The following is a 20,971-nucleotide window of genomic DNA, read 5'->3' on the forward strand; positions in this document are numbered from 1 at the left end:
CGAGTCTGTAGAAGAAGGTTACAAAAACTAGCTTGCAGAGAAATAGCGCTGGCAACCAAGGAGAAATGCGTGAAGCGACTGCCGGGGATACTATTAGCGACAGCCGCAATAGCCATTATCATTGTGGCTTTGCTTGTCAGCGGGTTGCGTTTCTTCCTGCCACACATCAATGAATATCGTCAGCAATTAGTCGAAAAAATTGCTGACGTGACAAACATTCCTGTCAATATTGGCTACATAACAGGTCACTGGGAACCTTTTGGCCCTAGTCTGGAAATCCATGATATCAGCGCGAAAACGGCAGATGTCGATATCCATGCCCAAAAGGTCATACTTTCTTTGGATGTCTGGCGCTCATTGTTACAACGGCGCTGGCATTTTCGTGATCTGTCCTTTTACCAGCTTCAGGTAAATTACGATAAAGCGCTGTTTGGCGCAGAGGGCGAAAACAGATTTTCTCAGCCGGATAGCCTCTCTACCCTGTTTCTTGAGCGATTCAATCATTTTGATTTGCATGACAGCCGCTTGACCTTTTTGACGCCATCGGGTGAAAAAGCCGATTTGCTATTACCGCAGCTAACCTGGCTGAATCAAGATAACCGCCATCGGGCACAAGGCAGCGTAAGCCTCTCTTCGCTTAATGGGCAAGAAGGTATTGTCCAGGTGAAACTTGACCTGAAAGATAGCGCTGGGATCCTGGATAATGGCACCGTTTATTTGCAGGCCGATGATATCGACATGCGACTGTGGTTAAGCCGTTGGTTAAGGGACAACACAGGATTGGATAATGCTCATTTCAGTCTGGCTAGTTGGATTACCTTGCAAAATGGGCGGATTGAAAGTGGACGTTTGCAGCTCAGGCATGGTGGCGCCAATTGGCATGTCGAAAATGAAAACCATCGGCTTGAAGTGCGTGACTTTCTGGTGCAGATGCGTCGCCAGGGTGAAGGGTGGTTGTTTGACGTGCCAAATCTGGCAAGCCTGAAAACTGACGAACAACAGTGGCCTGAAGGGAAGCTCGCAACACTGTATGTTAAGCAGTCACAGCAATATCAGGGTAATGATCACTGGCGTATTCGTGCTGAAAATATCCAGCTTGAATATTTAAACGGGATATTACCGATACTCTCTTTTGTGACACCGGATATCGTCAAGGATTGGCAGCACCGCCAGCCAAAAGGGGTGATTGACAATTTTGCCCTCGATATCACACCAGCACTTCCCGATGATATGGGAATTCGCCTGAAATGGCAGGATGTCAGCTGGTTACGTTGGAAGGAACTGCCTTCAGTTAACCATTTTAGTGGCAACTTAGCGGGAAATAAGCATTGGGGAAAGCTCAATATTGCACTGAAAAACAGCACTATTGATTATGGCAATATGTTTCAGGCTCCGCTTGAGATTACCCGCAGCGAAGGGCAGGTATTCTGGAAAAATGGTCAAAATGGCATGGAAGTATGGAGCCAGGGGCTGGATTTGCAGGCCAAATCGCTATGGCTTAATGGAAATTTCCATTATCTAAAACCTCACAGTAAACCACCTGTTTTAGCCATGTTAGCGGGGATTCGAGCTAATGACCTGGGTGAAGCTTGGCGCTATTTTCCCAAGCCACTGATGGGTGAATCTCTGACAGACTATTTGACCGCCTCCTTGATTAAGGGCAAGGTCGATAATGCAACCCTGATTTTTCATGGTGATCCTCATGACTTTCCGTTTAAGCAAAACAACGGTCAATTTCAGGTAGTTGTGCCACTGCGCCATGCCACCTTTCAATACCAGCCCGATTGGCCAGCGCTGTTTGATTTGAATATCGATTTGAACTTCCAGAACAATGGATTGTGGATGCTGGCACAGAAAGCGCATTTGGGAAAAGTGGAGGCGACTCACGTTTCGGCAGTGATCCCGGATTACGGTAAGCATAAGCTGTTGATTGATGCGGCACTCTCTGGGGATGGGAAGAGTATTCATGATTATTTCAACCATAGCCCGATGGCAGGCACGATTGGCAGCGCACTAGAGAACTTACAGCTAAGTGGTCGGGTGGATGGAAAACTCCATATGGATATTCCCTTGCAGCGTGGGAAAGTTACAGCGAGCGGGGAAGTGGCGCTGAAAGATACTCATCTGTTCATTAAGCCATTGAATAGCGAAATGGCGCATCTCAACGGCAAATTCCGCTTTGACAATGGTAAGTTAAAAAGTGAGACATTAACTGCTCATTGGTTAGGAAATCCCTTATCCCTACAGTTTTCCACCCAAGACTTGCCAAAACATTATCAGGTTGATGTGAAACTGGATTCACATTGGGCGGCGAAGGCATTACCGGAACTTCCAGCGGAGATTCGCAACAAGATCTCTGGAGCGCTGAATTGGCAGGGAAATGTCAATGTTACGATACCTTCTGGTGAGACAAAAAGTGACGTGAAATACCGTGTGGCAGTTAATGCAGATTTGTCACATTTGCATAGCCAATTACCCATATTGGACACAGAATCTCTGCGGGAATGGGATAAAGTTAACCTCCATGCTGAAGGTGATATGGACCAGCTCCAGATCAAAGGGTTACTGGGCAAGCGATATGCTTTCAACACCCAGTGGAGGCTGGAAGAAGCCCATACCAAATTGCAGCGAGGTATTTTTCAGACCGATAATATAGGTATTCCTGCTCTGCCGAAAAAATCATTGCTGGCCTTAAAATTGCCTGCCATTGATGGTGAAAAATTATTGGCGTTGCTTGAACTTCTGCATTGGCAGCCCTCGAAAGATAACGGTTCGCTATGGCCAAGCCTATTTGAAATTTCATTGCCAGCGCTGGATCTTGCTGGACAGCGCTGGAATCAACTTATATTCAATGTCGTGCAACAAAACGGTGCAGTAAACGTGAGTGCACAAGGGAAAGAAATTAATGGCAACCTTCTGATTGCAAAGCATAAGCCTATGCAGGCATCAATCAATTACCTTTATTATGATCCTTTGTTTGCGACAGATTCATCGGTTGATGGTAAAAGGTTAATGTCAGATAAGGCGCCAGCGCCTCATTATGCTTTGAACAATTGGCCTGCATTGGATGTTAAATGCGCAGAATGCTGGGTGGGTGGATTAAAACTTGGCAAAATATCTGGATCGATCAGGCCAGAAGGTGATTCCCTGATTTTGTCCAATGGGCAAATGGAGAACAGTGCTGGAAACCTGACATTATCTGGGCGTTGGTATGAAAACCATACCGGAAGTTATAGTCATATCAAAGGGCAGTTATCAGGAGAAAAATTCGATGATATGGCCGCTTATTTGGGCTTTATCGTTCCGATTGTAGATGCGCCTTTCAAATTTGATTTCAATTTGAATTGGCAAAATGTCCCGTGGCAGCCAGATCTCAAAACGCTGAATGGCACGCTGACTGGCGACATGAAAAAAGGGGCCATCGCCAAATTAGGCGGCGGCAGAGCAGGGCAATTACTAAGACTCATCAGTTTTGATGCGTTGTTGCGTAAATTACAATTGGATTTTAGTGACACATTCAGTAATGATTTCAACTTTGATTCCATTCGTGGTGACGCGACGCTAAAAAATGGCGTCATATATACCGATAACTTTCTTATCGATGGATTGGCAGCAGACATCAATGCGACAGGGCGGACGGATTTAGTTCATCGTCAGATCAATATGGCACTGGTCATTACGCCAGAAATTTCGACAACGGTGGGAGTTGCAACGGCCTTTGCCGTCAATCCTGTGGCGGGCGCGGCAATTTTTGCCGCAACAAAAGCACTAAGGCCCCTATGGAGTAAGATATCGGTGATTCGCTATCGGTTAACGGGCAGCCTCGAACAACCTAAAATTGATGAAGTTATACGTCAGCTTAAGGAGAATAAAGGGCCATGAAAAACGCCAATGTTGCACTTTTACAATTATGCAGTGGTACGAACGTCAAACACAATTTAGCGCAAATTGAACAGCAGATCAGGCAAGTACCAGAGACAGTAAAACTGGTACTGACACCAGAAAATGCCCTGTTATTCGCTGATGCTGATACCTACCGCGCACATGCAGAAACGCAGGGATGTGGGCCATTACAGCAGGCCGTGAGCGAACTGGCACAACGTTACGGTGTTTGGCTGCTGATTGGTTCTATGCCGCTTATCAGTCGGGAAGATCCTACTCGTATCACAAGCAGTAGTTTGCTGTTTGATGATCAAGGTGAAATTCGGGCACGTTACGACAAAATCCACATGTTTGATGTCAATATCAACGATGAACATGGTGCCTATAATGAATCCACTATTTATCAGCGTGGGGAGCATATTACCGTTGTTGATACACCTGTTGGTCGCTTGGGAATGACTATCTGTTATGATCTGCGTTTTCCAGGACTTTTTCAGGCATTACGTGAACAGGGTGCAGAGCTTATTTCCGTCCCTGCTGCTTTCACCCGCTTGACGGGTAAAGCACATTGGGAACCCTTGCTGAGAGCCCGTGCTATCGAGAATCAATGTATTATTTTGGCACCCGCACAGGTTGGTGTACATGGCACTCGCAGGACGTGGGGACATACCATGGCGATCAGTGGCTGGGGAGAGATTATCAAGAAAAATCCTCTGACTGTCAGCGCGTTACAGCTTAATATCCGTCGGGATAGTTTGACTCACATGCGTGAGCAGATAAAAGTGGTGAAACACAATCGCTTCCGTCCACAACTGACTTCTTTGATAAAAAAGAATACAAACTAAGATAAAAGAGTAATTAATATGAGTTTAACTTATGTCAGTGAACATTTACTGGCTGCTAATAATTTGAATCATCAAGACTTATTTTCGGTATTGGGGCAATTGGCTGAGCGTCGTCTGGACTATGCTGATCTCTATTTCCAATCCAGTTATCACGAAACATGGGTATTGGAAGACCGCATCATCAAAGAAGGCTCCTATAATATTGATCAAGGCGTGGGCGTTCGTGCGATCAGTGGAGAAAAAACGGGTTTTGCTTACGCAGATCAAATCACATTGAATGCGTTACAGCAAAGCGCTCAGGCTGCGCGCAGTATCGTGCGGGAAGCAGGTAATGGTATTTCGCACACGTTAGGTGCAGTGACGCATAAGGCACTTTATCCAACAATTGATCCTTTGCAGAGCATGAGTCGGGAAGAAAAAATTGCTTTGTTGCATCGCGTTGATCAAATTGCACGGGCGGAAGATCCCCGTGTACAAGAAGTCAATGCCAGCCTGACCGGTGTTTATGAACAAGTGTTGGTGGCGGCGACAGACGGTACATTGGCAGCAGATATTCGCCCATTGGTACGTCTTTCTGTCAGTGTTTTGGTGGAAGAAGACGGTAAGCGTGAGCGTGGCGGCAGTGGTGGTGGTGCTCGTTATGGTTACGAATATTTCCTGCGTACCGAAGATGGTCAGATTCTGGCAGAGCAATTTGCGCGTGAAGCGGTTCGCATGGCACTGATCAACTTGTCAGCGGTTGCCGCGCCTGCGGGCACTATGCCAGTTGTATTGGGTGCTGGATGGCCGGGAGTTCTGTTGCATGAAGCGGTGGGGCACGGTCTGGAAGGGGACTTTAACCGCCGCGGAACTTCTGTTTTCTCTGGTCAGATTGGGCAAAAAGTGGCTTCAGAACTCTGTACCGTAGTGGATGACGGGACACTTGAAGGGCGCCGTGGTTCATTGGCGATAGATGATGAAGGCGTTCCAGGGCAATACAATGTCTTGATCGAAAATGGCATTTTGAAAGGCTACATGCAGGATAAACTCAACGCTCGCTTGATGGGAGTGGCTCCGACGGGTAACGGCCGCCGTGAATCTTATGCCCATTTGCCGATGCCTCGTATGACTAATACCTACATGCTGGCGGGGAATTCCACACCAGAAGAAATTATCGCCAGTGTAGATCGTGGGCTATATGCACCGAATTTCGGTGGTGGTCAGGTGGATATCACATCGGGTAAATTTGTTTTCTCAACTTCTGAAGCTTATTTGATTGAAAACGGCAAAATCACTAAGCCAGTAAAAGGGGCGACCTTGATTGGTTCGGGGATTGAAGCCATGCAGCAAATTTCAATGGTTGGCAATGATTTGGCTCTCGACAAAGGTGTAGGTGTTTGCGGTAAAGAAGGCCAAAGTGTACCAGTGGGTGTTGGTCAACCAACGTTGAAACTGGATAACTTGACTGTAGGTGGAACAGCCTGATCATTTTCTTGAGTATTAGAACGAATGGCTTGAGGTCATCATGAAAAAGAGCATCCTGGCGGCGGTACTATTGGCTCTGGCTGTCATGTATACCGCCTTTGCCAACTCAGAGGAAGAACAGATTGATGTTCTGACTGAACAAAACCGTGTTGCGGACTATCTGCGCCAGCATCACACATTGCCAGACTATTACATTACGAAGAAGCAAGCCCGTCGCCTTGGCTGGAACGCTCGTGCAGGTAATTTATGTGAAGTATTGCCGGGCAAAGCGATTGGTGGTGATAAATTTTCCAACCGTGAGCATAAATTACCGACAAAATCCGGCCGCCACTGGTTTGAAGCGGATGTCAATTATCGGTGTGGGCACAGAGGAAGTGACAGGTTACTTTATTCTAACGATGGCTTTATTTATCTAACGGTTGATCACTACAACAGTTTTACCAGACTGGAGTAATGGCATGAAAAAGGTGGAATTCGACTTTAGCCAACTCCCTGATTTGAGCGCTTTCTATGATGAATTCAAACAGCGCTTCGATCTTGGGGATGATTTTGGTAGCAACTTGGATGCACTGTGGGATGCAGTGACTGGCTATATTCAGTTACCCGTTGAGATTAATTTTATCCACGTGACTGGGCAAAAAAGAACGCGTTTTGCGGCGTTAATATTGTTATTAGAAGAAGCCGAAGAAGAGCTAGAAGGGGAATTGCGGTTTAATGTGATAGATTGAATTTTCTCTTCTGTTTGAGGTTCTTTAAGCCGCTTGCGTTGATGCAGGCGGCTTTTTTGCTTATTCATCATAGGGTAAACCTAAACCGGTAACAGGAATACCTTTGTAATTGTAGCCCCACAGCAACAATAGCTCTTTCACCATGATCGGTGGTGTCATTTAATAAAATGACGGCTTTGTTTGCTATATATTCCTTACCCTGTGCGTCGCGCGGGTAAGGAACTCCAGCATCTGAGACTCTCAGTATTATGAAAACCTATTTATACCAATCTAACTTCAAGATGCGTGTGATTTGCTCCCCGCTTCGCGGGGGAGCAAATCAGGTTTCATACAGTGTTGTAAATTGCAACTTGAAGTTTAATCCGTATAGATTCTGATGTTAAGATGAATAACTATTCCCATTGTGATGTATTATTTATTTTCCAATAATCAATAGAATCTCTGTTTAAATCTATTTTTCCATCTGGGTATTCAACCCTGGATGGTTCTTCGCCTTTTGGGATAATTATCTTAGGCATTTTAGTTTCATCTAATATGGGTTTATAGATGATTTTCCATTCGTTTCCATCCGTGAGTCTTAACCAAAAAGGAGTCATACCACCTTTTTCACCATATAACCCTACCTTATCAGGATTTGCGTGATGTTTTCTTAAAAAAGGATAAATTGTAGGATGATATTCAATAATATTTAATGCTTTTCTCATACCATATTGTGTTTCCTCTGCATTATTTATGCTGGCATATATACCTGTTCCATCATAAGATACTGCATCCTTTATCAAATGATTAACATTAGTATAACGAAGAGCCAATGAAATAGTATTGATTTTCCATTGACACCATCCACCTCCATGAAAAGGTATTTTTTCCTTAAAAAAACCGGTTATTGGATCAACTGAAATATTAATATTATTCCAGTGATGTTTGGATTCATGATAAAGTGTTCCACCAGCAGTATGATGAGTAGAGAGGCACTTAATTGATATATAATCACTTTTTAAACTCGGTTGTGTATTGGGGGGAACAATTCCTTCAACCGTGATCCATTTATTTTCTTGAGGAGGAGAAAATGGATATGATTTATTTTTGTAAGAACTCCAATGTTCTGAAATGGTGCTCGAAAAAAAATCACACCCTGTTAAACACACAGTTAGTGATAATAATGCTAACGGCATAAATTTTATTGTCATATCTATGATTCCTTACTATTTTTTATCTCTTCTCATAATAACGTTGCAAGGCAATTGAACCTATTTTATCATTTCGAGTAACTTCTAGTGTACTTGCCAGTTGATTATCTATCTCCATTAAAAAATAGTATTTTCTAACCTTCTTTCTATCCAGGATTGCCCGAATGGAGGCTGGTTCACTTTCTAAAAACGATAAGTCTTCATTAGGTTTTTGGGATTTTTTATCTGGGGAAAGCGCACACAGCTCTCTTAGTCTCTGATCAATATAACGTGAGTATAAGGTACTACTATGATCTAAAGCCCCTAACCCTCCTTTATCAGTAGAATTTTCATTATTATATGGGTATAGAGAACTTATTTCTTGCTGCCTGAACTGATCTATCTTTGACTGTGCTTGTTGCTCGATAAATTCGACAGTATCTTTTTGAGTTTTTTTATTTAATGAAGGTAGTAAATACAGTTATACTTAATGATGTTCCAATAGCAGTATCAAATGTTGGAGGTTTTTTCATTTTGGATAATTCATCCTGAGCATCTTTATAAACGCTAGTAATGTGATCTGGGATTGAGATTTTAAATAGGTGATATCTCAATCCCAAACTTCATTTTGCGCCAACGAATTAAAATTCCGATTAGAGAGATTACAGGTCGTTGATAGCGCTTTACCTTTGCGAGAAGTTCGGTAGTTCTTTCGATAAGTATAACCGCCTATAGCCATAATCACTTTCCCACCGTGATCGGTTGTGTCGTTTAATAAAATAACGGCTTTGTTTGCTAGTTTTAACCTTATTACCTGAAAAATTTGGTTATTAGTAATTGATATCAGTTCCAACATCAGAAACTCTAAATAATTCATATTGGTTTCTGATGTTGAAATAACTTCACAGTGATCGTTTACCACTTTCCGTAGGGGTACTTTTTCCCTTTGATAAAGTCTTTGATATATTTTGGATATTCGCTATAACCATTCAGAACTTTTGTTTTTCCTTGACATACCGTCATTTTATCGCCGAAAACTGATTCACCTGTGGCAATTAAGATATTGTCACCGTTATTTTTATCAATACCTCTTAGCCAAGCGCGGGCTGTTCCACTAGGTGCTAGACCGATAAAGATAACTTTTCGGTAGTCAGGTGGCTGTTTTTCATATCCGGGGTAGAAAGCAGGTTCACGCATCAGTTCCCTTATCTCCGGTGTAAATTCAAACAACGTTTGATAGGATTTTTTATCAATCACTGAATCCCAACAAATCATCATCCGAAGTGGTAAGGCTTCACCATGATTTTTAACACTACTACCTGCTCCCCCGCCTAATTTCTGACTCCAGTTAGCCAAACTCTGAATACTCGATTGGGCTCCATCATTCATAAATTTTTGCACAATATAATTATCTTCATCCTGAAACTGAACAAAACTAACACTGGCAGGGAAATATTTCGGTGTATAAATTTGAAACCACCATTTATCGTAAGGCAGCGGTTTACTGTGGCGCACAATAGGCTTGTAAGTCACAACCCGTTTTCCGGGCGGGTAGGACTGACAAGCAGTTAATCCCAGAGCCATACCTAATCCTAGTAACAAGGCTAATGTTTTTTTGTTTCTCATTATGAAATTTCCTTACCAGCCATATCAAATATGGCTCGGTGCCATTTTGCACAAGGGCGGTTCACAAAACTGATTAACTCTACGGCATTCACTCCACCCTGAATTTGCTCCTCTTTTATAACCACGCTATTCCAGTGGGATGAGCAATGGACGTATTTAGTCTGGATCAAGGCTAACTCTTCTTCGTTAAAAGGAATAAATGGCTGGCCTTGTCGAACAGCTCGTCCTTGATTAAGCGCTTTCTCTACCAGTGGTGTAAGTTCTGGGCAGAGTTGGTAATCTTTATCATCAGCATTAGGCTTGCCAAAGATTACACCAGCTTCTTGTGCCGCATCCTTCATCACCAACATGACTACTTTAGACCAGTCATTGGTGATTTCCCGATAGAGCACCGCCGCGACTGCCACTTGTTTTTGAAAACGTTCTAGGTCATTACGGGGGTAAAACTGGTTATTTTGCCATGTTTCTACTTTTACCTCGTTGTTGTGAAGTAATGGTGCAATGGCAGGATAGTTCCTCATTTGAGATAATTCATCCTGTGCTTTTTTATATATCCAGGTAGTATTATTGGGGGTACTTTCATCTACTGTAAGGCTGCGTGGACGGGTGATGAATAATCGTTCTGTTTCAGTTGGGTTATAGCCACCACCAATATCTGAATGTGCCCCGGGGAATATAAGTTCAGGGTAATCAGGCTTGATGCTATTTAAAGAAAAATTATAGCGGCATTCATTCATCGCCGTAATCTGAAAGATATGTTCAGCAATGCCAGCAGGTAAACGAATATCAATATCGCCTGTATCGGCAGAGTGAGGATTCAGCCCATTACCTAATGTACCAATAGCTGCAACGGTATCAAAGATACCCAGAAAACGGTTTTTTCCGGTGGGGTATGAGGATTTACCCAGATAGTGGTGCTGGTTAAAGCTGTCTGCTAAGGCTTGTTCCAAAACAGGATCGTGATTAAAAACCCTGTTGGCAAAATGTCGAGCTGCCGCAGCTCCACGGCTAAATCCAATAATATCGAATTGCAGGCATTTGATATTCTCCCGAATACTTTTCAGTGATTCTGTTAGCTCAGTTTTTATTTTTTGTATGGCCATTTCGGTTTTGGCATGAACACCGGTTTCTCCTATTCCTAACCCATACCCCACCACACTGTCTGATTTTCCTGCCTGCGTACCAATTCCTTCGATATACACTTTGATCTGGTGAGAATTATCATCAATTTTCTCATTGATATATGTTTTGTGCAAAAAATGCACATTGGTATAGTAGCCATCATAACTGATACGTGAGGTATCACCGGGTAATCCAAATTGGTTAAAAGAACAACTCATCGACTGTTGATTGATATTGGTTGCTTCTGGAATACATAGAAGCCTCTCATTAATATTGTCGGTATTGTTCCCCGTTCCATCAAAAAAGACACCAATCGTTAAGGTAATACCGCTTTCTATCGCCTGAACTTCCAGTACATACCGCCGATTAAGGGGATGAGCGGTAAATCCTTTTAATGTCGAATCCTTAAAATGTTCAGATGTTTTTAATTCGTCTTCTTGCCAGCCTTTCACTTTTGGGTAGGCATCGCTGATCGCACCTAATGTGATATAACGATAGTCATGCTTGCTGTTGTAGCTATTTTCTCTTACCTGAAGATTTCCTATTTTTCCAGTGTCTGGACGAGCAGGGCATTGAACCACTTTATCAGCAAGAGGCTGTGCTGAAACAGAGAGTGTTACAGGCATAGGCGGAAGATCTTCTTCACGCAATATTCCTTTTCCATCCGTGGTACCCGCCCGCACAATGCTTTTGTTTCCCCGGCTTTTCAGCTTATAAGGTATCCCTATCAGTGGATTACCCTGCTCATCCACAAGCTGAAATTCAATCCAGTTTTTCAGTATATTCTGGCAATCAATACAATTCGTCGGATCTAACGGCTTCATTATTGCTTCCTTATATTTTATTTATCCGTCAATGCGTGCGTTGAGAGCAAGCTGTTGGTTATCGGTAATAAAATGATCAATTGTTAACTTGTCCAGTTTGCATTTTTCACCTCTCATCTGTTTCAGCCACGTTACAAGGCTGATCTGCAATTGCCCTGCTGGTTCATCCAGTTTCAATGCTAATTCAGGGTCTTCTTCCCAAAGTTGGCAACTTAACGCGTAAGCTAAATTCTTGAGAGTCGTATTAGTTGAGTAACGGGCTTCAATCAGATGATCACCCAACACAAACAAATTCGTATTCAGTTCCTGAGGGCAATTTTCTGGCCGGTAATAGCAAACCGGGTCAGGCGTATCGATCATCAACTCGTTAACCGGTGTTAACAGCTTACGCCAGTCACCAGGTTTCAGGGCTGGTAGCAGGGGAGTGAAAATACGGTTATCCATCAAACGCAAAATAACCACACGACCACGCAGCAGCACCTGTTGATGTAACCGCCAATGCTCTAGCTGAAATGACCACGGCAGTGTGCTGCGATAACCCCAGCCCCAACTGGCATCGCTGAGTTCGTGTTTATCGAGCAGCAGAGCCAGTTCTGGCAGGCTCTTGGCTTTGGGTTGGATCAGCCACGGGCTTTGTTCCAGCATGGCATTCATCGGGGTGCCGCTGTAGAGCGGAAATGCCTGCTCTGCCCAGCCGTTGAGGTAAAAAGTCTGGACAGGGTTCGGTTCCGCCAGGCTGTTGACCAAAAAATAACAATCCCCTCTGTCCTGATGTGATAGCCAGGTTTTCCAATCAGTTGGTTCCATCATGCTTATTCTGCTCCAGTGATAATCCAGTTTTCTTCTTGCTGCGCAAGAATGGCGCAAGGCGGTTTAGCCGGAAACTCTACCATCGGCAATGGCGCCACACCTTCCGGTAATTGTAGTGCCAGCCCGCGTCCGCTGCCGGCTGAACCCTGCCCGACATTAATCGGTGAAGAGAGAATCCCGCCCGGCGTAACTTTCAGAAAACTGCCGCCCACTTTCAGTGTGATTTCTGCTGCCGCCTCCAGTACCACTTTGCCGCCGCTTTTCAGGTGAATTTCCTGCCCGCTGTCAATCACGGTGGCATCGCCGGTCTGGATATGCTGGCTGCCGGCAATCCGGTGCGAAACATCCCCTTCAGTCGTGACTTTGCGTGAACCGGCAACCTGGTTATGGTCATCGGCGCGAATATCGTGGTAACGGTTGTTATCGATACGGCTCTTCTGGTCATGTTTGATATGCCAGTACGCATCATTTTCGATATGCGCCGTAAAATCTTTCTGTCCGTGAAAATAGATTTCTTCACTGCCTTTGGCATCCTCAAAGCGCAGTTCGTTAAAGCCTTTACCTTTGTGGGTTTTGGTCTTGAACGTAGTTCGGGTTTTGGCTGCCGGCAAATCCAGCGGCGGACGGTTCAGGCCGTTGTAAACACAACCGGTGACAATCGGACGGTCAATATCACCGTTCAGGTAAGAGATAATCACTTCCTGCCCGATGCGCGGTATCGCCATAAAGCCAAAACCGTTGCCATTCCAGCCCTGTGCCACCCGTACCCAGCACGAAGCGCTGTCATCCGGCTGGTCATAGCGGTTCCAGTGGAAATGCACTTTAATTGCGCCGTCTTTATTGACGAAAATTTCTTCCCCTTCCGGGCCAACGACTATCGCCGTTTCATCACCATCGGCTAAGGGTTTGTAGTGGAACGGCGGACGCCAGTCGGCAAGACCATCAATAAAGCTAAAGGTATTGCTGAGTGTCGTACCCTGCCCGCTGTTATCGCCCAGCGCTTGTGGGCAATGCCCGCGATGGCTGATGGTGACGATTTGCCAGCGGGCGTTGAACGGTTTGTGTGGGTGATTTTTTATCTCGAAGATTTTTCCCGGCATCAGTTTGATGCAGTTACTGTTGCCGCTGCCGGTCTGTTTCTGGTTATCCAGTGCTTCTTGCCGGTATTTTAAAAACGGTTTGGCGGCCGCATCTTTCTGAAAGCGCCCGTAACTCTCAAACACGGTGTAAGGGGTCTGGCTACCGAAATCGCGGAAACCTTCACTGCTTTGCATATGGGAGAGGTGATAGCGTGGGTTCTCCGGGTTGAAATCTTTGTGCAGGCTGCGCTGCGGGCTCATGCCGACGCCCAACTGCACCTGATAAATCGTATCGATTCCGTGTGCCGTTTCCGGCTGGGGCTGGTATTGCAGTGGCAGACCGGCGGTCATGCCGAGATGGCTGTCGCTGAAAAACAGCGTTTCATCCTCAAACCAGAAACTGATACCTTCTTCGGCCGCTAACCGGCTGAAAAAAGCATAATCGGATTCGCGCTTCTGGGTCACATATTCCCGGTCCTGATGTGCATCGTAAAGTTTTGAATCGGCTTTTACCCGGTGTTTTTTCAGCAGGCTGTTTAATATCGCTGGGGCATTTTGCTGATGGTAAATCCGGCTGTCCTGATTCAGTGTCAACCGCCAGCAGGCAGGGCGAACTGTCATAGTATAAAGCGTCTTGTTACCATCGGTGCCTACCCAATTAGCGTGAGAGACAATCCCGGTGATTTTGCGCTGCTCTGTTTCACCATAAAAAACCTGCAACACCGCTTCCTGCATCAGCAGCGAAGCCAAATCAATTTCTGCCTGCGGCTTAAAGGGGTTCGCGTTACCGGCCCTGACCAATGTCAGGTTGAGGGTAAACAGCTCAGAGAGTTGTTCTTGCAAAGAAAAATCGCCGACCGCAAAGGTGTCTTCCGGCATACCCGCGATACGGCAGGTAAAACGTAATCCACTTTTCATTTTTATTCCTTATCGGTTATGACATGAATGCCTTACATAGCTGGGCGTAATCCATCGACGTGCCAGAACTGCCACAACACTTTACTGTTGTCCGGGGTAAAAATTTTCAGCATGACGAACGTGGACTGGCTGATAAAACAGGCCATCGCCTGATTGATTAACCGGCTGAAGCGGTACATCTCGCCGGGGTTGCGGTAACAATCGGGGTTCAGGGTGAGCGATAACACATACCCCCGAACCGGTTGCCCACGCCTTAAGCGGTCAGTCAGGCGCTCTTTTACCTGCACAATGCCGTCAATGTGTTGCTGGAACTGGCGGCTCAGCGGACGGTTGGTCTCGCTATGTGGGTCAAACAGACGGAGAAATTGTTTCAGGCTGTCGGTGGTAAATAACATCATCGGTGGGCTGGAGAGGCAGGAGAGCAGCGGCCAGCCGTTATTTTCCTGTAACAAGGGCGGATAATCGGCCATCACCGGAATAATATTCTGCACATCAAGATGAGATGGTGCACTTTCCGGTGTCACGGTAATTGCGCCCTGTTCCAGCGTCAGTGCCTGCTCATGGTAGCCGATGAAAGAGCACGAGACAGCAATCTCCGGCAGGTTGTTTGCCGGGTTGCCAGTCAAATCAAAAAAGCACAGCCGGTGCAGGGTTCTGCCCAGAAAATCAGACTCAGTCTGGAGCTGGTAGTAAAACGTGTCGGGCTGCGCATCGTCATCGAAAAAACGCCCAGCGGGAACAAACTGCTCAATCGGCAGCCAGTGATAAGGCGTGCCACGCTGCTCGCTGTCTTCGGGCTGCACCACCACCTGAACCGTCCGCAGCCGGTACAGGCACACCGATTCCCCCAAGGGCAGCGGATAGCGGTGATTACCGGCTTCCAACCGGACTGGTGGACTGGTCTGGTTTTCCAGATGAATCGCCGGAACACAACCCAACAAAAATGCCCCCTCGACATCATCCAGCGGCAATTCGCCCTCGAAACGCAAAATCAACTCAAACGTGCCATCATCATTCAGCGGGACTTTGGCGCAACTGTTGCTGATATCCAGCGTGACAAAGTTATAAAGCGCCGGCAACGCATAGTATTCCACCAACGGTTGCAGGCCGGAATAGGGACTTTTGGCGGTGGGCAGCAACGGTTCGTCAAGCAGGCCATGCCAGCCATAAGGGAAATGTTTAATTGTTCGCCGCTCGCCCTGTGTGTTCAGGCTGACATCACAGATATATTGATCCAGCCACAGGTTGAGCTGGGCGGCGCGCTTCGTATCGGTGCCAAGGAAAAAAGATAAGGCTCCGCTTTGCCAGAAAGAAGACGCCGAACCGGTTTGGCATAGTGTCAGGATAATTTCACTGTGAGTGCCCGTTTTCCTGATGGCGCGTTCCTGCACAATCAATGGTTCAATATGCAAAGGACGGCAGGTTTTAAAGTCGAGTAATTGTCCGTTAAGGTTGGCAGTCACTAACGTCCCCTGTGGGATATCAGCCGTGCCCTGATGTTCATCATCCGCGGGCGTAAACTGCATTATCGTTGTCGGTGGGATTGGAGACAGGGCTAACGGCCAGATACGGGAGAGAAGACCGTGAACAATTTCGGGAAAATTATCCTCAAGCTTGTCCCGCAGGTTGGCAATCAAAAACGCAAAGGCTTCAAAAACCCGTTGAATATCGGGATCATGAGAGGAAACCAAAAATTCAGCCAGATGCGGCGACTCTTTCGCGATGTACTCAGCCAGCTCTCGCAGGTAAGCGCGCTCTTTTAGATAGAGAGATTCCTTGTCATTTTTCATTGAATTTAACTTATGTTTTATCAATAGGGTTTCGGTGTCATGCTGAATATCAGTGAGATAAAATGCGAAAACGATCAGCAAAGCACGTTTATTGTACATGCTTATAGGTCAAATTAATTAACCAATTAGATTCAATTTTCAGCTGGTTTTGGCGAAATATGGGGATGTCGGCCGTTTTTGATAAGAAATTTAGATAAAAATAAGGGCAGCATTCCATTGCCGTACTGTATTGAATTGCGATTATGATCTTTCCCATTGGGGACTGAATAAAGCCGGAAATGACCGCCAATTCTTAATGAAATGGCGGTGAAGGTGGATTAAGCGGATTCCGATAACTCTTTCAAATATTGGAAAATTTGACGGTAGGATTTGGGTGGCTTGTTAGCTGCCTTTTCCTTTTTCGCGTTACGAACCAATGTGCGAAGTTGCTGGCGATCAGTATGTGGATACAATGTGATGACTTCTTCAAAGGCATCATCATTTTCAAGCAATTTGTCACGTAGTTCTTCCAGTTTATGTAAAACAATGACTTGCTGGTTGTGACGGTTTTTCAGTTTATCCAACGCCGTGGTAATTGGCTCAGGATCACGGGCACGCAACAGTTTGCCAATGAGCTGCAATTGACGGCGACGTCCTTCACGCTTGATTTTCTGTGCCAACTCAATGGCTGCCCGCAAATCTTCATCCAGTGGAATGCGCTCCAGTTGGCTTTTACTCAGTTCAACCAGTTCTGTGCCCAACTTTTTCAGAATTTCTGCATCTCGCTTGATTTCACTTTTACTGACCCAGATTATCTCTTCTTCTTCCTCTTCAGCAGGATAATTGTCGAGCCAATCTTCAGGCTGCTTTGCCATAATTGTTTTCCTTCTAAAAAGGCCGGATAAGGTACGTTTTGGAGCATGACCTATCGTCCGGTGGGTGTTAACATCCTAATATTGTGTATTGTAACTGGGAAAATTGCCGGATTACCACTCGACATTCGTGTCATGAACCGGAAACAGGCATTTTTTCTGACGAATTCTCTCTTTAATTCAATGGATTACGTTAATTAATGATAGTCACCAATCAACAAATCGCACAGCAGCGTAAACTGCTGGAAGATGCGGTTGCCCATGCGCTGGAATTGGCTAAATCCGGTTGTGATGCTGCGGAAGTCGCGGTCAATAAAACGACGGGAATTAGCGTCAGTACCCGTTTTAGTGAAGTCGAAAATGTTGAGTTTAACAGTGACGGCGCATTGGGGATCACGGTTTACCACCAGCAGCGCAAAGGTAGCGCTTCATCAACAGATCTCAGCCCAGAGGCGATTGCGCGTACTGTGCAGGCTGCCATTGATATTGCGCGTTATACCTCGCCTGATCCTTATGCTGGCCCGGCCGATAAAGCGTTATTGGCATTTGAAGCGCCTGAATTAGATCTTTTCCATCCCGCAGATTTAGATGCAGATAAAGCCATTGAGTTGGCAGCCCGCGCTGAACAAGCGTCATTGCAGGCAGATGGGCGCATTACTAATACGGAAGGCGGAAGTTTCAACAGCCATTATGGTATCCGGGTATTTGGTAATAGCCACGGTATGCTGCAAAGCTACTGCTCAAGTCGTCATTCTATGTCAAGCTGTGTGATTGCCGAGCAAGATGGCAATATGGAACGCGATTATGCTTATACTGTGAGTCGCCATTTTGACGAGTTGGAATCGCCTGAATGGGTGGGGCAAGAGTGCGCGCGTCGTACGCTTTCTCGTCTGGGGGCGCGTAAGTTACCAACCATGAAAGCGCCAGTGATCTTTGCTGCGGAGGTGGCTACGGGGTTGTTCGGTCATTTGGTTGGCGCAATCAGCGGTAGCAGCATTTATCGTAAATCTTCTTTCTTGTTGGATAGCCTGGGTAAACCGATTTTGCCTTCATGGCTGACGATTGAAGAACAGCCGCATTTATTGCGTGGGTTAGCTTCAACGCCATTTGACAGCGAAGGTGTGCGTACGATACCACGTGATATTGTTAAAGAGGGTGTTTTGCAGACTTGGTTACTGACTTCCTATTCTGCCCGTAAGTTGGGAATGGTGAACACGGGCCATGCAGGAGGAATTCATAACTGGCGTATTGCAGGCCAGGGGCTGGACTTTGCTGGCTTGTTGCGTGAAATGGGCACTGGCCTGATTGTCACTGAACTGATGGGACAGGGCGTTAGCGCGGTGACGGGGGATTATTCTCGCGGCGCATCCGGCTTTTGGGTTGAGAATGGTGAGATTCAATATCCTGTCAGTGAGATCACCATTGCAGGCAATTTGAAAGATATGTGGGCGAATATGGTAACAATTGGTAATGATATCGAAACACGTAGCAATATTCAGTGTGGTTCGGTGTTGCTGCCGGAAATGAGTATCGCCGGTCAATAGGGATACTCAATTAACAGCAGCCAGTTCGGCATCACTGAGCTGGCTGGAAATTAGCGGTGATATTCACCCGCGGCTTCTGGCTGATAAAGTATTTCTAATACTTTTATGCGGGTTGTTTCACCGTTTGGCAATGTCCATGTGATTTCATCATTCACCCGTAAACCCAGAAGAGCAGCACCCAAAGGCGCCATAACGGACAGATGTTTGGTGCTGTCTTGCAGGGAAGCAGGGTAGACCAGCGTACGAACACGCTCTTCATTACTGCCCTGATCAATAAAGCGAACTTCACTGTTCATGGTGACAACATCGGCTGGGATATCTACCGGTGCCACTATTTCTGCCCTATCCAACTCTTCGTTCAAGGCCTCTGCGATGCGGGTATTGGCAAAAGCAGGTTGTTCCAACAAGGAATCTAAACGTTCGGCATCCAATTCATTGATAATGATTTTAGGTTTTTTCATACCACACTCCAAATTAGGCTCAATACAAAATAACACCCCACATCGCAAGGAGGGGGGTGTTATTTTCAAAGTAATTAAAATGATATTAGGCTGTTCTGCCGCGAAAATAAAGAGATCATGATCACGAACTGTTTTGCATTGCTAATGAAACAAAGCCTATTCGTAATGGAAAAAAGAACAGTCTGCCACCATTTTGATCCACAGATTATAAGCCGGTGGTTACGATACGTGGGTTGGTTTCACCCCAAATGGAAGAAAGCTCAACAACATGCATTCCTCCCCATTTTTGGATATCAGACTGAGTGATTTCGTCGTTACCTTGTTTACCAAAAATGACCACTTCATCGCCGCTATTCACTTCTGGCAAGTCAGTCACATCGACCATCACGGTGTTCATGGACACGCTACCGACAACAGGGGCACGGTGACCATTGATCAGAACGTAAGCTTTGTTTGACAGGGCAGAACTAAAGCCATCAGAGAAACCGACCGGCAAGTTAGCGAGTTTGGAATCGCGTTTCAGGATGAAAGTGTTGTCGTAACCGACACCATTACCTTTAGGATATGTTTTAACAGAAGCAACGCGGGTTTTCATTTGAATCAATGGCTTGAATTCTGGGTGGCTGGTGGTCAGAATGCCGTACAGCGCACTGCCAACGCGTGCCATGTCGAACTGCGCTTCAGGAATGCTGAGTGATGCAAAAGAGCTTGATGCGTGCAGTGTGATTTCGTCTCTGTTCAGATTTGCTGTTTTGATCAGCCAGGAAGTTTGTTCTTTGAAGTTTTTAATGCTGTCACGGATTGCATCCAGATCGGTGAATGCATGGTGGCTCATCATACCAACCAGTTTCAGATTAGATAACTGAGCGATTTTCAAGGCGTCTTGTTTGCCCTGCTCAGTTTTCATTTCCAAACCGTTGCGGCTCATAAGACCTGTGTTCAGCATCAGGTGAACGCGAATGGCTTTGCCATGTTTTTGTGACAGAGCATCAATCGCTTGGGCGTGTTCCAAATCGCCGATCATTTCTTCCATGTCATAGCCCAATGTGCTTTCGATTTCAGTGATGTCAGCCGTGCGGACACGTATCAGTTGCCCTTTAAAGCCGCTTTCACGCACGATGCGGGCTTCTTCATTACTGGTGATCCCTACACAAGGCACGCCAGTTTTGATGATGGAGGGCATCAGCAGATCAATACCATGACCGTAAGCATCGCCTTTCAAAACCGCGCACATTTTGGTGCCTTTATTCAGTTTCTTTTGCAGCGTGTGAATATTATTTTCGAAAGTCGTGGTATTGATTTCAACCCAAGCGTTATTGGTTGCTGCGATGCTTTCTGCATGGGTGTTATCTAAAGAGAGCACAGGCGCAGCTTGGGAAATACCTTGAGACAGACTCAAACCAAGAAGAATTGCCAGTGTGGTTTTATTAAAACGCATGAAGTAAATCTCCATTTTAGGAACTGTATGCATAATGTTCTTCGTGTAATTGCGTTTTAATAATAAGTTTTTTCTAATTTAATTTCACATGGTTAACTTATTGAAAGCTAACATTTATTATCTATATTACACTATTTATAAATAATTAGATTAATTAACTAAGTTAATAACCAAAACGTCTTGTTTTTACTCTTTGTGAGAATTTAACGAATAGTTTATATTAATGATTTTTTACCTTTGGTCAGTTTTAATCACTGAGTTTGCATTTACCTTGGCAAGCAGGGCGGGATTCCACTTTGTATTTAATTCAATCAAAGATAAGCTGACTACGGAATTCTGCTGACCACGTTGCTCTTCGACGTTTAGCCACTTGACTATCTTTTATACTGGTATTTTGTTTAATCACATTGAGTGCTATAC

At 45.3% G+C, this 20,971-nt stretch carries 16 protein-coding genes; 6 read left to right on the forward strand and 10 right to left on the reverse strand.

What is annotated here, in order from left to right:
• Nucleotides 1-69: 69 nt before the first annotated feature.
• Genes yhdP through IQ211_RS06245 form a run of 5 tightly spaced genes read left to right on the forward strand, consistent with a single transcriptional unit; the run spans nucleotide 70 to nucleotide 6,919 of the window.
• Nucleotides 70-3,882 (forward strand): AsmA2 domain-containing protein YhdP, encoded by a 3,813-nt coding sequence (gene yhdP, locus IQ211_RS06225; RefSeq protein WP_189759133.1) that lies wholly within the window; start codon nucleotides 70-72, stop codon nucleotides 3,880-3,882.
• A complete protein-coding gene (gene nit1, locus IQ211_RS06230; protein WP_189759134.1) occupies nucleotides 3,879-4,727 on the forward strand; it encodes a deaminated glutathione amidase in 849 nt (282 codons plus the stop codon). Before yhdP ends, nit1 begins: the two co-directional genes overlap by 4 nt.
• An 18-nt stretch (nucleotides 4,728-4,745) precedes the next feature.
• Nucleotides 4,746-6,191, forward strand: a complete 1,446-nt coding sequence (gene tldD / locus IQ211_RS06235; protein WP_189759135.1) for a metalloprotease TldD — start codon at nucleotides 4,746-4,748, stop codon at nucleotides 6,189-6,191.
• Between the two features lie 40 nt (nucleotides 6,192-6,231).
• A complete protein-coding gene (locus tag IQ211_RS06240) occupies nucleotides 6,232-6,645 on the forward strand; it encodes a ribonuclease domain-containing protein (protein WP_189759136.1) in 414 nt (137 codons plus the stop codon).
• 4 nt (nucleotides 6,646-6,649) lie between these two features.
• Nucleotides 6,650-6,919, forward strand: coding sequence for a barstar family protein (locus IQ211_RS06245; RefSeq protein WP_189759137.1), 270 nt, complete (start codon nucleotides 6,650-6,652; stop codon nucleotides 6,917-6,919).
• Between the two features lie 392 nt (nucleotides 6,920-7,311).
• Here IQ211_RS06245 and IQ211_RS06250 read toward each other — a convergent pair whose 3' ends face one another.
• From IQ211_RS06250 to yjgA, 8 genes are all read right to left on the reverse strand, one after another.
• Entirely contained in the window at nucleotides 7,312-8,109 is a 798-nt protein-coding gene (locus tag IQ211_RS06250) for a hypothetical protein (RefSeq protein WP_223281652.1), read from the reverse strand.
• Nucleotides 8,110-8,698: 589 nt separating this feature from the next.
• Nucleotides 8,699-8,965 carry a PAAR domain-containing protein gene (locus IQ211_RS06255; protein WP_189759143.1) on the reverse strand — a complete coding sequence of 89 codons (267 nt, stop codon included), beginning with the start codon at nucleotides 8,963-8,965 and terminating at the stop codon, nucleotides 8,699-8,701.
• A 38-nt stretch (nucleotides 8,966-9,003) separates the two neighbouring features.
• Complete coding sequence (locus tag IQ211_RS06260; RefSeq protein WP_223281653.1) at nucleotides 9,004-9,714, reverse strand: DUF2931 family protein; 711 nt, start codon at nucleotides 9,712-9,714, stop codon at nucleotides 9,004-9,006.
• Entirely contained in the window at nucleotides 9,714-11,660 is a 1,947-nt protein-coding gene (locus IQ211_RS06265) for a T6SS phospholipase effector Tle1-like catalytic domain-containing protein (RefSeq protein ID WP_189759138.1), read from the reverse strand. The genes IQ211_RS06260 and IQ211_RS06265 overlap by 1 nt, the downstream gene beginning before the upstream one ends.
• A 21-nt stretch (nucleotides 11,661-11,681) precedes the next feature.
• Nucleotides 11,682-12,470, reverse strand: a complete 789-nt coding sequence (locus IQ211_RS06270; RefSeq protein ID WP_193836333.1) for a DUF4123 domain-containing protein — start codon at nucleotides 12,468-12,470, stop codon at nucleotides 11,682-11,684.
• A 2-nt stretch (nucleotides 12,471-12,472) separates the two neighbouring features.
• Nucleotides 12,473-14,467 carry a type VI secretion system Vgr family protein gene (locus tag IQ211_RS06275; RefSeq protein WP_193836334.1) on the reverse strand — a complete coding sequence of 665 codons (1,995 nt, stop codon included), beginning with the start codon at nucleotides 14,465-14,467 and terminating at the stop codon, nucleotides 12,473-12,475.
• Between the two features lie 32 nt (nucleotides 14,468-14,499).
• On the reverse strand, nucleotides 14,500-16,356 hold the full coding sequence (locus tag IQ211_RS06280; RefSeq protein ID WP_223281853.1) for a type VI secretion system baseplate subunit TssF: 1,857 nt from the start codon (nucleotides 16,354-16,356) through the stop codon (nucleotides 14,500-14,502).
• 218 nt (nucleotides 16,357-16,574) lie between these two features.
• Entirely contained in the window at nucleotides 16,575-17,111 is a 537-nt protein-coding gene (yjgA, locus tag IQ211_RS06285) for a ribosome biogenesis factor YjgA (protein WP_189761052.1), read from the reverse strand.
• A 197-nt stretch (nucleotides 17,112-17,308) separates the two neighbouring features.
• On the opposite strand from yjgA, the gene pmbA reads away from it, so the two are divergent.
• Nucleotides 17,309-18,652 carry a metalloprotease PmbA gene (gene pmbA, locus IQ211_RS06290; RefSeq protein ID WP_189761051.1) on the forward strand — a complete coding sequence of 448 codons (1,344 nt, stop codon included), beginning with the start codon at nucleotides 17,309-17,311 and terminating at the stop codon, nucleotides 18,650-18,652.
• 50 nt (nucleotides 18,653-18,702) lie between these two features.
• Here the strand turns inward: pmbA and rnk are convergent, their stop codons facing one another.
• Together rnk and alr are read right to left on the reverse strand one after the other, a co-directional pair.
• On the reverse strand, nucleotides 18,703-19,113 hold the full coding sequence (gene rnk, locus IQ211_RS06295) for a nucleoside diphosphate kinase regulator (protein ID WP_189761050.1): 411 nt from the start codon (nucleotides 19,111-19,113) through the stop codon (nucleotides 18,703-18,705).
• Nucleotides 19,114-19,318: 205 nt separating this feature from the next.
• Entirely contained in the window at nucleotides 19,319-20,551 is a 1,233-nt protein-coding gene (gene alr, locus IQ211_RS06300) for an alanine racemase (protein ID WP_189761049.1), read from the reverse strand.
• Nucleotides 20,552-20,971: the final 420 nt, after the last annotated feature.

The organism is Xenorhabdus griffiniae (genome assembly GCF_015163655.1).
GTDB lineage: Bacteria > Pseudomonadota > Gammaproteobacteria > Enterobacterales > Enterobacteriaceae > Xenorhabdus > Xenorhabdus griffiniae.

Coding starts and splice junctions, on each gene's coding strand:
- nit1 (WP_189759134.1), top strand. CDS start 3,879: ATGAAAAACGCCAATGTTGCACTTTTACAATTATGCAGTGGTACGAAC.
- tldD (WP_189759135.1), top strand. CDS start 4,746: ATGAGTTTAACTTATGTCAGTGAACATTTACTGGCTGCTAATAATTTG.
- IQ211_RS06240 (WP_189759136.1), top strand. CDS start 6,232: ATGAAAAAGAGCATCCTGGCGGCGGTACTATTGGCTCTGGCTGTCATG.
- IQ211_RS06245 (WP_189759137.1), top strand. CDS start 6,650: ATGAAAAAGGTGGAATTCGACTTTAGCCAACTCCCTGATTTGAGCGCT.
- IQ211_RS06250 (WP_223281652.1), bottom strand. CDS start 8,109: ATGACAATAAAATTTATGCCGTTAGCATTATTATCACTAACTGTGTGT.
- IQ211_RS06255 (WP_189759143.1), bottom strand. CDS start 8,965: ATGAATTATTTAGAGTTTCTGATGTTGGAACTGATATCAATTACTAAT.
- IQ211_RS06260 (WP_223281653.1), bottom strand. CDS start 9,714: ATGAGAAACAAAAAAACATTAGCCTTGTTACTAGGATTAGGTATGGCT.
- IQ211_RS06265 (WP_189759138.1), bottom strand. CDS start 11,660: ATGAAGCCGTTAGATCCGACGAATTGTATTGATTGCCAGAATATACTG.
- IQ211_RS06270 (WP_193836333.1), bottom strand. CDS start 12,470: ATGATGGAACCAACTGATTGGAAAACCTGGCTATCACATCAGGACAGA.
- IQ211_RS06275 (WP_193836334.1), bottom strand. CDS start 14,467: ATGAAAAGTGGATTACGTTTTACCTGCCGTATCGCGGGTATGCCGGAA.
- IQ211_RS06280 (WP_223281853.1), bottom strand. CDS start 16,356: ATGTACAATAAACGTGCTTTGCTGATCGTTTTCGCATTTTATCTCACT.
- yjgA (WP_189761052.1), bottom strand. CDS start 17,111: ATGGCAAAGCAGCCTGAAGATTGGCTCGACAATTATCCTGCTGAAGAG.
- pmbA (WP_189761051.1), top strand. CDS start 17,309: ATGATAGTCACCAATCAACAAATCGCACAGCAGCGTAAACTGCTGGAA.
- rnk (WP_189761050.1), bottom strand. CDS start 19,113: ATGAAAAAACCTAAAATCATTATCAATGAATTGGATGCCGAACGTTTA.
- alr (WP_189761049.1), bottom strand. CDS start 20,551: ATGCGTTTTAATAAAACCACACTGGCAATTCTTCTTGGTTTGAGTCTG.